This is a genomic window from Herbaspirillum sp. GCM10030257, from assembly GCF_042666555.1.
Lineage (GTDB): Bacteria > Pseudomonadota > Gammaproteobacteria > Burkholderiales > Burkholderiaceae_D > Noviherbaspirillum.
Window position 1 is genome coordinate 45,052 of the sequence record NZ_JBHTDH010000011.1, and the last position, 14,711, is coordinate 59,762.

A 14,711-nucleotide genomic window follows, 5' to 3' on the forward strand; every position below is an offset into this window, starting at 1 on the left:
TGACGCATAGACCAGACCACTCGGAATAGCTTATGGACTTCTCTCTCGACGCGACCCAGACTGAACTGCGCGATTCGCTACGCCGTTACCTGAAGGCGGAAGTTGCCCCAATTGTTGACCGTTACGAAGCCGAAGGAAAGCTGGTACCGCAGGAAATGGTAAAGGCAATGCGTGACTTCGGCCTTTTGGGCGGCATGCTGCCAGAGGAAAACGGCGGTTACGGTTTGCCGGTAATGACTTACGGCGTGCTGATCGCCGAACTCGCGCGGGTTTGGCCTTCCTTACGCAGCATTGTAAGTACCAGTAACTTAGCAGCGTCGGTGCTAACCGACGGCGGCTCCCAATATCTGAAGGAAAAATACCTTCCGCGCGTGTTGTCCGGCGAAGCCATCGCCAGCTTCGCGTTGAGCGAGCCAAATATCGGCTCCGATGCCGCCAATCTCGAAACCCGTGCTGTCGAAACCGACACCGGATGGAAGGTCAATGGCCGCAAGCTCTACATCAGTCTTGGTCCGGTATGCGAACTGGGTGTGGTGTTTGTGCAGACGCAACGTAAAAGTGGCGAACGCGGCGTGTCCTGTCTACTCTTTGAACGCGCCATGCCTGGTTTCTCCTCGAGTGCGATACCTAAGATGGGCATGCTGAGCTGCCCGCTTGGCGAGCTCTTGTTCGAAGATGTCGAGATTCCGGCAGCGAATCTTATTGGCGTGGAAGGCAAGGGCTTCGGCCTCGCCAAGAAGTATCTCAACATCGGTCGCTGCGTTGTCGCCTTTTCTGCGCTTGGCATCGCCGAGGCGGCTTATGAAGCGGCAGCAAAATACGCTGGTGAACGAATACAGTTCGGACGGCCGATCGGCAGCTTTCAACTGGTGCAGCAAATGATTGCCGACATGATGACGCTGGTCGAAACATCGCGTCTGCTGTGCTGGCGGGCGGCGGATGCGCTCGACCGCAACGCGCCTGACAGCCAGATGCTCTGCTCGATGGCAAAGCGCCATGCCACCGACGCGGTGCTACGGGTAGCGGAGATGTCGATGCAGGTACATGGCGGTGCCGGCTACACGACCCTTTTCCCCGTCGAGCGTTATTATCGCGACGCACGCCATTTGAGCATTGCCGAAGGGACTAACCAGATTCAGTCGCTGCTGATGGCACAAAGCGTGCTTGGCATATCAGCCTTGAAATAACAGATTTCCATTGAACATTCACCGTAGATTCTTACCTTCATGCCTCAAATTATTCCGACTGCACAGCGCGTTCTGCAAGTCTTTGAAGTTTACGCCAGGGAACGGCGTCCCCTTTCCAATTCCGAAATGGCTCGCTACCTCGACTTGGCAGACAGTAGCTGCTCCGACCTGTTGTACACGCTACGTCAAGCCGGCTATCTGCTCCGCTCGCCCAAGTCGCGGTATTTCCATCCCACTGCCAGGCTCCTGGACGTGGCGCAAGGGATCGCAGCGGCAGATCCCTTGCAGGCATTCGCCTCGGAAGCCTTGGAAATATTGACCCGGCAATCGGGAGAATCCTCGATGTGCGGCCTGCTGGATGGAAATAAAGTGAAAATCTATGCCAGCCAGGAGAGTCCGCGTGCGCTGCGTTATGTCCTGCAGCCCGGAACCACGCTCGAATTGCATGTCACGGCACTCGGCAAAGCCCTGCTAGGCGAAATGGATGAAGCCAGCCGTAACGCTCTGATCGATACACTGCACTTCGAGCCAGTTACATCCAGCAGCATTACCGCCGCCGCAGCGCTGCGTGCGCAGATTGAGGAGCAACTGCCGAAAAAATATTTCATTACTCGCAATGAAGGCAACGAGGGTGTATCTGCGATCGGCATCGCCGGGCGTGTCGGCGGCCAGTTGACGGCGCTATCTATTGTCGGTCCGACCCATCGTATCGATGACGACGTGGAGAAATACATCAAGATAATTCTCGATGCGCGGGCTGAGTTTTTCGAGTCATAGAATCGAGGATCTAAAGAAAGGCAATAAGCATGGCTGGTCCATTGAGTGGTTTTACGGTAGTCGAAATGGCGGCGATCGGTCCCAGTCCGTTTTGCGCGATGATGCTGGCAGATATGGGAGCGGATGTCATACGAATTGACCGGTTGTCGGCCGGTTTTTTCGGGAATGGCGGCATCATCGACCGCGGCCGCCGTACTATCGCACTCGACATCAAGAAACCGGGTGCGGCTGAAATCGTACTTGCCCTCATTGAAAAAGCTGATGCGCTACTGGAAGGTTTCCGGCCGGGCGTGATGGAAAGGCTGGAGTTAGGGCCTGACGTTTGCCTGAAGCGTAATCCGCGCCTCGTGTACGGGCGCATGACCGGTTGGGGACAGGAAGGTCCATTGTCGCAGGCCGCGGGGCACGACCTGAACTACATCGCCATCACGGGTGCTCTGCACGCGACGGGATATGCCGATCGCCCGCCGACGCCTCCATTGCATCTCGTTGGGGATATGGGTGGCGGCGCAATGATGCTGGCATTCGGCATCCTGTGCGGCTTGCTTGAGGCCAGCCGCACAGGGAAAGGTCAGGTGGTAGACGCGGCGATCTGTGACGGCGCTTCCCTCCTGGCGAGTACCTACCACGGAAAAATTCGAAGTGGTGACTGGGTCAATCAGCGGCAATCCAACATGCTCGATGGCGGCGCACATTTTTATGGCTGCTATGCATGTGCGGATGGCAAGTTTATCTCTATCGGTGCGATCGAGCCGCAGTTTTATCAGTTGTTGCTGGAGCTGTGCGGCATCGAGGACAACGACTTCGTCCAGCAATGGGAGCGTGCGCAGTGGCCGCTGCTACGTGCAAAACTCGCAAGCATCATAGCCGGCAAGACGCGGGAGCAGTGGTGCGCACTGCTGGAAGGCACCGATGTCTGCTTCGCGCCGGTCCTCGATTTCCTTGAGGCGCCGGACTATCCCCACAACAAGGAACGCGGAAGCTTCGTCGAGACCGATGGCATTGTCCACCCGGCGCCGGCTCCTCGCTTTTCCCGGACACCAGGACAAGCGCTGCCGATCCCTAAAGCCGGTCAGCACACGGACGAATTGCTGATCGAACTGGGCATGAGCGAAGCCGATATCCGGACATTCCGGGAGAACGGCGTTATCGCTTGACAGATAAAACCATCCTGCTGTGTTCAGAAGCGTGCCAGCAGCAGCCTGCAATCAGCACTGATAAACTGAAGCGGAGACCTGTCCTATGCAAGCACGTCCAAACGAGTACAAGACGATCCTGTACAGCCTGGAAGCTGGGGTGGCTACAATCACGTTGAACCGGCCAGCTCAGAAAAATGCGTTAGATATGGTTATCCGGGAAGAACTCAGCGATGCGGTCAGTGCTATTCGCCGCAACCCTACGGTTCGGGTACTGATTCTTGGCGGCGCAGGCGGTGCGTTTTGCGCAGGCGGTGATATCAGTACGATGCATTCCGGCGCTTCCGCTGAAGAATCGCGCGAGCGCATGATCAAGTTGCACTACACGATTGAGGACCTGATCACTCTCGATCGGCCTGTGATTGCCAAGGTCGACGGACCAGCCTATGGTGCCGGCTTCGGACTGGCGCTCACCGCTGATCTCATCCTGGCTTCGCAGCGCGCGCGCTTTTGCCTTTCCTTTCTTCGTCTCGGCGCCATCCCGGATTGTGCGACCTTCTACACGCTTCCGCGCATGGTTGGGCTTCAGCGCGCCAAGGAGCTTGCTTTCTCGACGCGAGAGTTTGGTGCCGAGGAAGCAAAAGACATGGGAATCGTTTGTGAAATCCAGCCATACGACCGTATCGATGAACGCGCGCGTCAGATTGCCCTGTCCATGACCGCACTTCCATCATCGGCGCTTTCCATCACGAAGCGCGGTTTCAACGCCTCGCTCAATAGTGACCTTAGCACTATGCTTGAACTGGAGGCAGCCGGGCAGGGCGTTGCGCGCTCCTCTGAGTTTCACCGTGATGCAGCCAGGCGATTCGTCAATAAAGAACCGCAGCGTTTTAGGTGGCCGTCAGAAGACGATTAGCTCATTCTTGCCAAAAGCGCGCGAACAATGGCCGCCTCCTGCGCTGCGAAAGCCGGCCTGCGCCATGTACCGTCACACTCCCTGATAGTCGCTTAAGGCCTTTAGAATTTTTTGTGAAGCCGGTGCTCCGATCGCCGGAGATCACACGGTCATACAGGCGATGTATTCCGCGAAGGAGCGTCTGCATCAGGATCATCCCCGGGCCGCCTGACGCGACAAATAAATGATTGACCGGCGAAATCGATGGAAATCCACCGGTTGTTGGTCAGCGTTCGGTATGGCCGTCGGTAAAGTGACGTATAGCCAGTCCAGACGTGCTTGCGTCAAATGTTTATCAATTGCACGTCGAACCAGTCGCAATTTCTCCGGCAATTAATATTCCTTGCCAAATTTTCAGTTTGGAATACTATTCCATTAATTATCTTCTGTTTGAAAATAAAAACCAGCCTATTTTTACAAATGACGCGTGAACACCTCGATCCTACGGATCGCCGGATTGCCAAGATGCTTTCGGGAAATGCACAGTTGAGCGTGAACCAGCTCGCAGAAAAATTGAGCTTGAGTCCACCCACCGTGCGCTCTCGCCTGCGGGCACTGGTTGAAAAAAGCGCGTTGAAGATCGTTGGCTTGCTCAATTTGTCAGAGCGTCCCGAGCTGATTTCCGCGATTGTGGGCATTAACGCCAATGCGCAAGGACGAATGGACGAACTGTCACAGAAGATTGCCGCATTGCCGTTTGTATCGTCTGTCAGCATCGTTACCGGCCGCTACGACCTGATCGTAGAAGTTGTGGTAGCCGGTGATGTTCATGATCTTTATCGCTTTACAAGTGAGCTGCTGCCCCGTGTCGCCGACGCGGGAGTTATCAGAGGAAGTGAGTCTTTCGTGGTGATGAAGTCGCATAACAAGTGGGTTCCCTTGACCAAAGGGTGTTGGGAGGATGAAGGGCCGGACGCAAATGAGCATCCTGCGAAATCGTCCGGATCGACTGACCAATAGGGTTCAAATCTTCTTCCGGAGGATGGTCCTCTGCGGAGAGTACACGAGGAGAAAGAGCATGACAGCATCAAAATTCCTGCGGGCGATTCTACTGACGTGCATAGGATTTGTGGGGGCGGCAGTCACTGCGCATGCCGGCACCTTGGACGATATCCAAAAGCGTGGGGAGTTGCGCGTTGCGGTTCAGACCCAAGGGCCTCCGTTCTCCCTGATTAACAAAAAAGGGGAGCGCACAGGCAGTTCCGTTGAACTCGCCAAATTAATGGCCCAGGAAATGGGTGTGAAAGTGGTGTTTCTTGACCTCGACTGGGATGGACTTCTGCCCGCTCTGATGTCAGGTAAGGCCGACATGCTCGCTGCAGACATGACTCCCACCTTGGCGCGTGCAATGAAAGTGGCTTTTACCAAACCCTGGATTCATGTCGGACCTGTGGTGGCGACCAAGGAGGGCACCAAGTTCACCTCCACCGAGGCATGTAAAGCGCCTGGTGCCAGAATTGCGGTTCTGTTCGGAAGCACCGGTGAAAAGTTGGCTAAAACTGTTTTTCCGAACGGTCAGATCAAGAGCTACAAGGGTGGCGGCAATCTACTCCTGGACGCCGTGAAAAACGGACAGGCTGATTGTCTCATCAATGACAGCACCGCAGTAGCTGGCCAGGCGGCAGGTTACCCCGCCGGTACCTTCAAGGTGATGCCAGAGATGCTTGCCAAAGAAACCCTGGCCTTTGCAACGCGGTATGACTCTCTGGATTTGCTCACGTGGATGAATCTGTTCATCGATCAGACAACGCTGGATGGTCGCTTGCAGAAGAATCTTGACTACTGGGTTAACTCCGCCAAATGGAAAGAAGACCACTAAGTGCACCTCAATTAAATGTAGGGGTAGCGTAAATACCATTGCGCTACCCGCGTCTTATTTGAATACATTTAAAGAATGGGTGCCTAATGCTGTTGAGCTTGAATTTTCGAATAATAGCTGAAACCCTTCCGGAATTCTGGGTTGGTTTCATGTCCACAGCGTTAATATCTCTGGTCGCGTTCACAGGAGCCATCGTCGTTGGAATCATTGCCTGTGCGATGAGTATTCAGCCTTCACGTTTTCTGCGCGTCCCCGCAGTCGCCTATGTCGACGTGATACGGGCAACCCCTTTGCTCGCTCAGCTCTATTTTCTGTACTTCGGCTTGCCTATCCTTGGGGTGAGCACGCCGGAAATCGTAGTTGGTGTGCTGGCTCTTTCATTAAACAGCGGCGCCTATGTCAGTGAAATTATTCGCTCCGGAATACTTGCCATTCCGCGAGGGCAGGTTGAGGCAAGTGCCAGTTCCGGCATGAGTTATTGGCAGCAAATGCGGCTCATCATTCTTCCGCAAGCGTTGCGTCCCATGGTTTCACCGCTGATCGGGCAAGCCATCGTGCTGGTCAAAGACTCGTCTCTGTTGTCGCTGATTTCGGTGCTGGAGCTCACGCGTATCGGCCAAGCCCTGGCAACTGATCGCTTCATGCCAGTCGAAGGCCTGGTGACTACGGCCGCAGGTTATCTGGTCTTGTACTTCGGGCTGAAATTTATAGCGTCGTTGTGGAGTTATTCCAACCGTGCGTCCGCACTTCGCTGAGATCGGGAATATGACGATGCTTCTTGAGCAGATTTACCAGGTTTCCCAGTATCACTTTGTTCTCCTAAAGGGAATCGGAGCAACCATCGCCCTGTCGGCAATCAGCATTATCGTAGGGACACTCCTTGGGTTTATTTTGGGTATAGGACGAGCTAGTTCCCACAAGTGGTTGTCGTTTGCTATTGGCGCATACACTGATCTATTCCGCGGCACACCAGTTCTGGTTCAGGTGTTTGTCGTCTTTTTTATTCTGCCGGCAGCAGGTGTTGAACTGAACTCCTTTACCGCTGGAGCGATAGCACTTTCCAATATTGCCGCGTGCTTTATTTCGGAAATCATTGCATCCGGTATCAATGCCGTCCCGCGCGGACAAATCGAAGCCGCAGTGGCGGCAGGTCTCACACGTACGCAACAGCTCAGGCTGGTTGTGCTGCCACAGGCGATAAGAATGGTTGTGCCGTCCCTGGTGGGGCAGTTCGTTCTGCTGGTGAAGGACTCTTCGGTTGTTTCTGCGATTGGCCTCCTCGATTTAACGCGTTCAGGTTGGGTGATTGTGCAAAACGTGCCAAACGGATTGCTTGTTTTTGCCGTCGTTGGAATAGGCTATTTCCTGATTTGTTATCCGTTGTTGCATCTTTCGCGGCGATTGGAAAAAAATAGTCCTAATACTGTCCATTAAGTATGGAGCAGGACTTAACACCGACAAGGAATCAATGAATGATTAATTTCAACGGGGTCAACAAGTGGTATGGGAAAAATCACGTATTACAGGACATCAATCTTTCTGTTGCAAAGGGCGAGGTGGTCGTTGTCTGTGGTCCGAGCGGTTCAGGAAAGAGCACACTCATACGTTGCGTAAACGGCTTGGAAAAGTTTCAAGAGGGTGAGCTGCTGGTTGACAGCAAACCGGTGAACGTTGAGGCGAATCTGCGACCATTGCGTATGGAGTTGGGATTCGTGTTTCAACAATTCAATCTGTATCCGCACAAGACCGCTCTGGAAAATGTGACACTGGCTCCTATCCATGTACGCCGGCTGTCAAAGGAGGCAGCCAACCAGCGCGGCCGCCAACTACTGGAAAAGGTAGGCTTGGGCGATAAATTCAATTCGTATCCACACCAATTGTCGGGAGGACAGCAGCAGCGGGTGGCCATCGCGCGCAGTCTATGCATGCAACCCAAAATCATGCTGTTTGACGAGCCGACATCTGCGCTCGATCCCGAGATGATTAATGAAGTTCTGGATGTCATGGTGAACCTGGCCAAAGACGGGATGACCATGATTGTGGTGACCCATGAGATGGGTTTTGCGCGAAAGGTTGCTGACCGCGTGGTGTTTATGGATAAGGGCAGCATTGTTGAAGTCGCAGAACCGGAAACATTCTTTACCGCCCCCAGGAACGACAGGACACGTGAGTTTCTCGGCAAGATTCTTCACCACTAGTCAGCGTCGGGACATTGAATGAATAAACAATCCGCTCAAAAGGCAAGTTCTCCACGAACGATCGCCATCATTGGTGGTGGTGTGGTGGGCGCTGCCGCATCTCTGACCCTCTCGATGAAGGGTTACCAGGTTACGGTCTTCGAGCCTGATGAAATTGGTGCCGGGACCAGCTCAGGGAATGCGGGCGGAATCGTTACCGGAGCAGTTCTTCCTACCGCTACGCCAGGTGTTATCAGCGCAATTCCCTCCTATATTTTTGATCGGAATAGCGCAGCTGTTCTTCGTCCTTCCTATTTCTTCAAGATTCTTCCCTGGCTATTCCGATTTATTGCTTCAGCACGTCCTGCACGGGTTGCAAGCATAGCGTCTGACTTGCAGCCGTTGGTATCGCGCGCAATGCAGGCTCACCTGTCCTTGTCTGAAATCAGCAATGCACAACATCTCATCAAGCCTGCCGGGTGGTTGAAAGTCTATGGGACCGACTCCGGCTTTGCGGCCACCGCGTTTGATCGTGAATTGATGACACGCCATGGTGTTAATTTTTTGGTGCTAAATGCAAAAGAAATTGAGGAGCTCGAGCCCAATCTTGATAAAGCGGTATACAAACATGGCATCTTTCAACCGGAAAGCGGATTTGTTAATTATCCCAAAGCGCTCACACAAGCGTACTTCGAACGTGCCCGCCAAAACGGTACCCAGCATATCCGCGAAGCTGTTGTAGAAGTCAAGCCACAGTCTGCCGGCAGTGGAATCACCGTCAAGACCAAACAAGGCTTACACGTCTTTGACTCAGTCGTGGTCGCCACAGGTGCATGGTCAAAGCAATTTGCAAAACAATGTGGCGACACCGTATGTCTTGATACGGAACGTGGTTATCATGTTTCGTTTCGCACTGGTGAAAAGCAATTATTAAATCGTCCAGTCTCATTCCCCGAAAACCACTTCGTCTTATCACCTATGCATGATGGGGTTTCCATGGTCAGCGGCGATGAATTGGCGGGCTTAAGTGCGCCGCCGGATTTCCGGCGTATCCGTGCGCTTATTCCTTTCGCACGCAAGGCATTGCCAGGCATTGCGGAGCAACAAGTGCAGCGTGAATGGATGGGATACCGCCCATCGACACCGGACTCACTGCCGGTGATTGGTCGTTCACCCCGTCACAGCAATGTTTTTTATGCTTTCGGGCATGGCCATTTAGGATTGACCTTATCGGCGATCACGGCGCAGCTTATTAGCAGCCTCGTCAGTGACGATCCAATGCCATTCGATATCACGCCTTACAGGATAAACAGGTTTTAGATGGCAGGCAGAGGTTGCGCCAGCTTGTATGAGGAAAACATGAAAAGCGAAATTGGTGGCGCAAAGATTGGCATCTTGTGCTGGGAAACGGGACACGTTCCCAAGGGATTGATGCAGCTGGAAACTCTGGTGGGCAACAGCACCAACTTGGAGTCTTACGCTTATCCGGTACGACTAAAACCGGTACAGGGTGCCAACGTTCATACGATTCTTGAAGATCCGGACCCAACGGTTCTGCAGACCATGATAGAAGATGCCAGGGCGCTGGTTGCGGACGGTATCAAGGCCATCACGACAAGCTGTGGGTTTAACGCCATTTTTCAGCGTGAATTGGCGGCTGCATTGAATGTACCGGTTTTCGCATCCAGTTTGTTGCAGATCCCTTTGGTCAAACAAGTTCACGGCACGACTGGCGAAATTTGCGTCATCACCGCAAGAGCCAGCGCTCTTCGACCGGAGCATTTCGTTTCGGCCGGCATCCTGAACCAGGAAGGACTGGTCATTTGCGGGCTTGAAGATTGCAAGGCCTGGAATCAGATATTCACAGAGCCAGAGACGGATGTTGACCTTGATGAAATTGAGAGAGAGGTGTTAGGAACAGCCCTACGGGCGATTGAGAAGCATCCGAATATCCGGGCATTTGTTCTTGAATGCACCGATCTGCCTCCCTTTTCAAAAGCGATCCGTCGTCAGACAGGCCTTCCGGTGTTTGACTTTATAACGATGGTTAATTACTTCCATTCAGCTATCTGAAGGATGGGAAAATTTCTGAAACACGACTGGCCGATGTTGATGGCATTATCAACTGACTGCCGTGCTAGCAAAGAGACGAATGATCGATCGGTTATCAAAGAGGGATAGAGAGGCGAGCCTGGGATGGTCACCCATGCGGAAAAGGCGGCCTGCCGCCGACTGATTTTCGCCACGGTCGAAGTGGAAAAATGAGTTGTACAACGGTGTAGCCAGTCAGGATGGCTTGGTCCCGCACCTGCATAGTCTTTTCGGACGATGTTGCAGCCGAAGTTATCCAACACCATGTGAACACTGGCAAAACGCTCAACCATTGCCAGGCGATTCAACGGTGGATGACGCGGAGATAAGAATGCAACAAAGGCAGCCCGAGACACAGCAAACGGCAGAACTTTTGATCGAACGGGCACGCGCCATGGTGCCGATCCTGGCGGAACGCGCCGGGCGCGCGGAGCGCGAAGCCATGGTTCCTGCCGAAACCATTGCCGATTTTCAGAAGGCAGGCTTCTTTCGCGTTCTGCAACCCAAACGTTATGGCGGCTATGAAATGTCGCCGGACGTGTTTTACACGATCCAGATGGCACTTGCCGAGGGCTGCATGTCGAGCGCCTGGGTCTACGGTGTTGTCGCGGTGCACAACTGGCAGCTGGCTCTCTTCGATGAGCGGGCACAGGAAGAAGTCTGGGGCCGCGATAGTTCGGTGCTGACTTCATCCACGTATATGCCGGTGGGCAAGGTGAAGGAAGTCGATGGTGGATTCCGGTTTTCCGGCCACTGGGGATTTTCCAGCGGTAGCGAGCATTGCGAATGGGTATTGCTTGGCGGACTGGTGCCGCCAAAGAACGGTGAAACGGCACCCGAATACCGGACTTTCCTGCTACCCCGCAAAGACTACAGGATCGTACGCAATTGGGATGTGCTGGGGCTGAAGGGCACCGGCAGCCACGACATCGTCGTCGAAGACGTCTTCGTACCGGAATACCGTACGCACAAGGCGAAAGACGGATTCATGTGTGACAGTCCGGGTAACAAGGTCAATACGGCACCGTTGTACCGCCTTCCATTTGCGCAAATCTTTGTGCGGGCCGTGTCGACAAGTTCGATCGGCGCATTGCAAGGTGCGATCAATCAGTTCCTTGATAGCGCACCGGCGCGTGTCAGTACCAACACAGGACAAAAGACCTCCGAAGATACGGGTGCGCAACTCGCGTGCGCCGATGCTCAGGCTGCCGTCGATGAGATGAAAACCATTCTAATGCGCAACTTCGGCGTGATGATGGAAGCCGCACGCGAGGGCAACGCCTTGCCGATCAAGACTCGTGTGCAATACCGCTATCACTCCGCGGCTGTCGCCGAGCGCTGCGCATCGCATGTCAGCCGCTTACTGCGCTACTGCGGCGGACGAGGTATCTATCTCAGCAACCCGATGACACGCGTGTTTCTTGATGTGCATGCTGCGCGTTCCCATGTTGCCAACAACATTGACCCGTTCGCCCGCAATTACGGTGGCGTAATGCTTGGGCGCGACAACACGGACTTCTTCATTTGAACGCCAGTCGGCTTTGTACCAGAACCATTCATCATCCCAAGGATTCATCATGAGCGTCCACGATTCCCAGGAAGTCTTGCGCAACGCAATGCTGCAAGCCATGCGGCGGCTCGCCAAGTCCGTGAGTGTCATTACCTGTTTCCACAATGGCCAGCGTTACGCCATGTCAGCCAGCGCGGTCGATTCACTGTCGGCGGATCCGCCATCGCTACTCATCTGCATCAACCGGTCCTCGTCCATGCATGCGCCCTTGTCGGGCGGCGCTGACTTCTGCGTGAATATCCTGGCAGCGAATCAGCAGGACATTGCCCTGGCCTGCGCCGGCCGGCTGAAAGGTGAGGAAAGGTTTACCGCAGGCAGCTGGAATGCCAACGCGGACGGCATTCCCTATCTGGCCGATGCACAGGCAAGCGTAATCTGTCGCCAGGACGGGCATTTCGAGTATGGAACGCATACCGTCTTCATCGGCCGCATCGAGGAGATCTTTGTCGGTGATACGGTCTCGCCGCTGGTCTATGTCGACGGTGCCTATACGACATCGACACCGCTCCCGCCCGAACTCGCCGTCTGCGCATAACGCAATGGTGAACTCACGGGTTGCGGACGGCATGACGATCGATGCGCCCCTCCGGCTGGATCATGCCGACAGTATCGCCTGGGATGCCGCATGCGATGTTCTCGTGCTGGGTTTTGGTGCTGCTGGCGCCTGCGCGGCGATCGAAGCCGCAAGCCACGGCGCCAGTGTGATACTGTGCGACCGTTTTCAGGGCGGCGGCGCGAGCGCAAAAAGCGGCGGTGTGGTCTATGCGGGCGGTGGGACAAAGCAACAACAGCTGGCAGGAGTTAACGATACGCCGCAGGCAATGTACGACTACCTGCGCCAGGAAACAGGCGACGTCGTCAGTACCGAGACCTTGCGCAGCTTCTGTGAAAACAGCGCGGCGATGATCGACTGGCTGTCCCGGCATGGTGTGGAGTTTGACTCGGCAATGCCGCCAGTCAAGACCTCCTATCCTGCCGACGGCTACTATCTTTATTACTCCGGCAACGAAGCAGTACCCCGGTATGCACGGCTGGCTGCACCCGCACCACGCGGCCACCGTACCAAGGGCAGCGGCATGTCGGGCGCGGCCTTGATGTCGGCGTTGCGGCATGCGGTGCTGAGTGCCGGTGTGCAGGTATGGACGCAGTCATGCGCTCGCCGCCTGGTTGTCGACGTCGGCGGTAAAGTCATCGGCGTGGAAGTCGGAAAAATAAAGGGAATCTTCGCAGCCCTGCATCGACTGGGTGCCGGCCTTGCCGAACGCCTGCACAACGCGGCACCTGGCGCGGCGGACCTGCTTCGTCGTGGGGTCGCTGCCCTGGAGTCCCGCCATGCGATGCCTGCCTATGTCCGCGCGAACAAGCGCGTGGTGCTTGCCACCGGTGGCTTCATATTCAACCGTGCGATGCTTGCACACCACGCGCCGCGCTATCTGCGTGCATGGCGGCTTGGCACAACCGGCTGCGATGGCAGCGGCATTCGCCTTGGCCAGGCTGCAGGTGGCGACTGTGCGCAGATGCACAATGTATCGGCATGGCGGTTCATCAATCCACCCCTTCCGTGGGCGCGCAGCATCGTCGTCAATGCCGCAGGTCAGCGCATTTGTAATGAAGAAGTCTACGGTGCGCTTCTCGGTCATGTCATGTGCGAGAAGGCCGATGGCCGAGCCTGGCTGATTCTTGACGCACGCTTGCGGCAGGAAGCGTTGTCACAATGCTTCAAAGGCGGTTTGTGGTTTTTTCAAAGCGGGCCTGCGCTGATGCTCATGCTATTTGGTGCAATCAAGGCGCGCGATGCCGATACGCTGGCGCAAAGGATAGGCATGCCGGCCCAGGGACTGCGCGCCACGCTCGATGCATATAACGCTGCGGCACGGGGAGAGATCGGTGACGCTTTCGACAAGTCGCCGGCCATGATGGCCGAAATCAATCATGGACCACTGTATGCGATCGACATTTCAATGGACAGCAAGATTTTCCCTTGCCCGGTGATTACCTTGGGCGGGTTGCGTGTCGATGAAAAGACTGGCGCTGTCCTCCAGGCTGACGGCTCCGGCATAGCCGGTCTCTATGCCGCCGGCCGCGCTGCGCTCGGCGTTGCATCGAACCATTACGTCAGCGGTTTGTCGCTTGCCGACTGCGTCTGGTCGGGACGGCGAGCAGGTCGTCTTATGGAAATGTCGTCCACCGAGTCGACGCCGTACATCAATAATCATCTTCAGGAGAAAACATATGGGACGAGTTAATGGCAAGGTAGTGTTGATCACCGGCGCTGCCAGCGGCGTAGGGAAGGAAAACGCCCTGTTGCTCGCACGCGAAGGCGCGCGCGTCGTGCTGACCGATGTGAACGAGGAGGGCGTACATGCCGCCGCCAGGGAAATCGGTGCGAATGCGCTTGCCGTTCGTCATGATATCGCCAGCGAAGCGGATTGGAAAAAGGTGATTGGCGCGACCATCGACAAATTCGGCAAGCTTGATGTACTGGTCAACAATGCGGCAATCCTCGCAATGGCGAGCATTGAAGAGACCACGCTGGAACTCTGGCAGAAAATCCAGAAAATCAATGCCGACGGCTACTTTCTAGGTTGCAAATATGGCGTAGAAGCCATGAAGCAGCACGGAGGATCGATCATCAATATGTCGTCGCTGGCCGCGATCTCCGGCATGGCGCATTTCTGTGCATACAGCGCGTCCAAAGGAGCTGTGACGGCGCTCAGCCGCAGCGTGGCGGCACACTGCAAGCAGCGCGGCTACAAAATCCGTTGTAACTCGATTCATCCGGATGGCATCCTGACACCGATGGTCATGAACCTGATGGCCAATGCAACGCCGGACACGACCGTCGAAGTCAAGGGGGACCCGATGGCGCGCATGTGCATGCCTCAGGACATTTCCAACCTTGTGCTGTTTCTAGCCTCCGATGAATCACGTTTCATCAACGGCACCGAACTGCGCATTGATAACGGGCAGTCGTCGATCGATGTCTAACCATGCCGTAG

At 55.1% G+C, this 14,711-nt stretch carries 15 protein-coding genes; all 15 read left to right on the forward strand.

Annotated features, from left to right (window positions below; all coding sequences use genetic code 11):
- Positions 1-32 precede the first annotated feature (32 nt).
- The 15 genes from ACFQUU_RS17205 (at position 33) to ACFQUU_RS17275 (ending at position 14,700) form a co-directional block, all read left to right on the forward strand.
- Entirely contained in the window at positions 33-1,187 is a 1,155-nt protein-coding gene (locus tag ACFQUU_RS17205; RefSeq protein ID WP_382249260.1) for an acyl-CoA dehydrogenase family protein, read from the forward strand.
- A gap of 39 nt (positions 1,188-1,226) precedes the next feature.
- Positions 1,227-1,964: an IclR family transcriptional regulator gene (locus ACFQUU_RS17210; RefSeq protein ID WP_382249261.1), complete on the forward strand. Its 738-nt coding sequence runs from the start codon at positions 1,227-1,229 to the stop codon at positions 1,962-1,964.
- A 29-nt stretch (positions 1,965-1,993) separates the two neighbouring features.
- Positions 1,994-3,121 carry a CaiB/BaiF CoA transferase family protein gene (locus ACFQUU_RS17215; protein ID WP_382249262.1) on the forward strand — a complete coding sequence of 376 codons (1,128 nt, stop codon included), beginning with the start codon at positions 1,994-1,996 and terminating at the stop codon, positions 3,119-3,121.
- Between the two features lie 85 nt (positions 3,122-3,206).
- Entirely contained in the window at positions 3,207-4,016 is an 810-nt protein-coding gene (locus ACFQUU_RS17220; RefSeq protein ID WP_382249263.1) for an enoyl-CoA hydratase/isomerase family protein, read from the forward strand.
- Between the two features lie 327 nt (positions 4,017-4,343).
- Positions 4,344-5,015, forward strand: a complete 672-nt coding sequence (locus tag ACFQUU_RS17225; protein ID WP_382249399.1) for an Lrp/AsnC family transcriptional regulator — start codon at positions 4,344-4,346, stop codon at positions 5,013-5,015.
- A 58-nt stretch (positions 5,016-5,073) separates the two neighbouring features.
- Complete coding sequence (locus ACFQUU_RS17230) at positions 5,074-5,874, forward strand: ABC transporter substrate-binding protein (protein ID WP_382249264.1); 801 nt, start codon at positions 5,074-5,076, stop codon at positions 5,872-5,874.
- Positions 5,875-5,960: 86 nt separating this feature from the next.
- Positions 5,961-6,629, forward strand: coding sequence for an amino acid ABC transporter permease (locus ACFQUU_RS17235; RefSeq protein WP_382249265.1), 669 nt, complete (start codon positions 5,961-5,963; stop codon positions 6,627-6,629).
- Positions 6,630-6,639: 10 nt separating this feature from the next.
- Positions 6,640-7,308, forward strand: a complete 669-nt coding sequence (locus tag ACFQUU_RS17240; protein ID WP_382249266.1) for an amino acid ABC transporter permease — start codon at positions 6,640-6,642, stop codon at positions 7,306-7,308.
- 38 nt (positions 7,309-7,346) lie between these two features.
- A complete protein-coding gene (locus ACFQUU_RS17245; protein WP_382249267.1) occupies positions 7,347-8,072 on the forward strand; it encodes an amino acid ABC transporter ATP-binding protein in 726 nt (241 codons plus the stop codon).
- Between the two features lie 18 nt (positions 8,073-8,090).
- Positions 8,091-9,371, forward strand: coding sequence for an NAD(P)/FAD-dependent oxidoreductase (locus ACFQUU_RS17250; protein WP_382249268.1), 1,281 nt, complete (start codon positions 8,091-8,093; stop codon positions 9,369-9,371).
- A gap of 39 nt (positions 9,372-9,410) precedes the next feature.
- The gene (locus tag ACFQUU_RS17255; RefSeq protein WP_382249269.1) at positions 9,411-10,124 is read left to right on the forward strand and encodes an aspartate/glutamate racemase family protein; all 714 of its coding nucleotides are present in this window, start codon (positions 9,411-9,413) and stop codon (positions 10,122-10,124) included.
- Positions 10,125-10,473: 349 nt separating this feature from the next.
- Positions 10,474-11,670, forward strand: coding sequence for a flavin-dependent monooxygenase (locus ACFQUU_RS17260; RefSeq protein ID WP_382249270.1), 1,197 nt, complete (start codon positions 10,474-10,476; stop codon positions 11,668-11,670).
- A 49-nt stretch (positions 11,671-11,719) separates the two neighbouring features.
- Positions 11,720-12,247, forward strand: coding sequence for a flavin reductase family protein (locus ACFQUU_RS17265; protein WP_382249271.1), 528 nt, complete (start codon positions 11,720-11,722; stop codon positions 12,245-12,247).
- Positions 12,248-12,251: 4 nt separating this feature from the next.
- Positions 12,252-13,958, forward strand: a complete 1,707-nt coding sequence (locus tag ACFQUU_RS17270; RefSeq protein WP_382249272.1) for an FAD-binding protein — start codon at positions 12,252-12,254, stop codon at positions 13,956-13,958.
- A complete protein-coding gene (locus tag ACFQUU_RS17275; protein ID WP_382249273.1) occupies positions 13,945-14,700 on the forward strand; it encodes a glucose 1-dehydrogenase in 756 nt (251 codons plus the stop codon). The genes ACFQUU_RS17270 and ACFQUU_RS17275 overlap by 14 nt, the downstream gene beginning before the upstream one ends.
- Positions 14,701-14,711 lie beyond the last annotated feature (11 nt).

Bases quoted from the DNA above. Each gene is read 5' to 3' on its own strand.
- ACFQUU_RS17250 (WP_382249268.1), top strand. From the start codon at position 8,091: ATGAATAAACAATCCGCTCAAAAGGCAAGTTCTCCACGAACGATCGCC.
- ACFQUU_RS17275 (WP_382249273.1), top strand. From the start codon at position 13,945: ATGGGACGAGTTAATGGCAAGGTAGTGTTGATCACCGGCGCTGCCAGC.
- ACFQUU_RS17205 (WP_382249260.1), top strand. From the start codon at position 33: ATGGACTTCTCTCTCGACGCGACCCAGACTGAACTGCGCGATTCGCTA.
- ACFQUU_RS17260 (WP_382249270.1), top strand. From the start codon at position 10,474: ATGCAACAAAGGCAGCCCGAGACACAGCAAACGGCAGAACTTTTGATC.
- ACFQUU_RS17245 (WP_382249267.1), top strand. From the start codon at position 7,347: ATGATTAATTTCAACGGGGTCAACAAGTGGTATGGGAAAAATCACGTA.
- ACFQUU_RS17215 (WP_382249262.1), top strand. From the start codon at position 1,994: ATGGCTGGTCCATTGAGTGGTTTTACGGTAGTCGAAATGGCGGCGATC.
- ACFQUU_RS17220 (WP_382249263.1), top strand. From the start codon at position 3,207: ATGCAAGCACGTCCAAACGAGTACAAGACGATCCTGTACAGCCTGGAA.
- ACFQUU_RS17230 (WP_382249264.1), top strand. From the start codon at position 5,074: ATGACAGCATCAAAATTCCTGCGGGCGATTCTACTGACGTGCATAGGA.
- ACFQUU_RS17265 (WP_382249271.1), top strand. From the start codon at position 11,720: ATGAGCGTCCACGATTCCCAGGAAGTCTTGCGCAACGCAATGCTGCAA.
- ACFQUU_RS17210 (WP_382249261.1), top strand. From the start codon at position 1,227: ATGCCTCAAATTATTCCGACTGCACAGCGCGTTCTGCAAGTCTTTGAA.
- ACFQUU_RS17235 (WP_382249265.1), top strand. From the start codon at position 5,961: ATGCTGTTGAGCTTGAATTTTCGAATAATAGCTGAAACCCTTCCGGAA.
- ACFQUU_RS17225 (WP_382249399.1), top strand. From the start codon at position 4,344: ATGTTTATCAATTGCACGTCGAACCAGTCGCAATTTCTCCGGCAATTA.
- ACFQUU_RS17255 (WP_382249269.1), top strand. From the start codon at position 9,411: ATGAAAAGCGAAATTGGTGGCGCAAAGATTGGCATCTTGTGCTGGGAA.
- ACFQUU_RS17240 (WP_382249266.1), top strand. From the start codon at position 6,640: ATGACGATGCTTCTTGAGCAGATTTACCAGGTTTCCCAGTATCACTTT.
- ACFQUU_RS17270 (WP_382249272.1), top strand. From the start codon at position 12,252: ATGGTGAACTCACGGGTTGCGGACGGCATGACGATCGATGCGCCCCTC.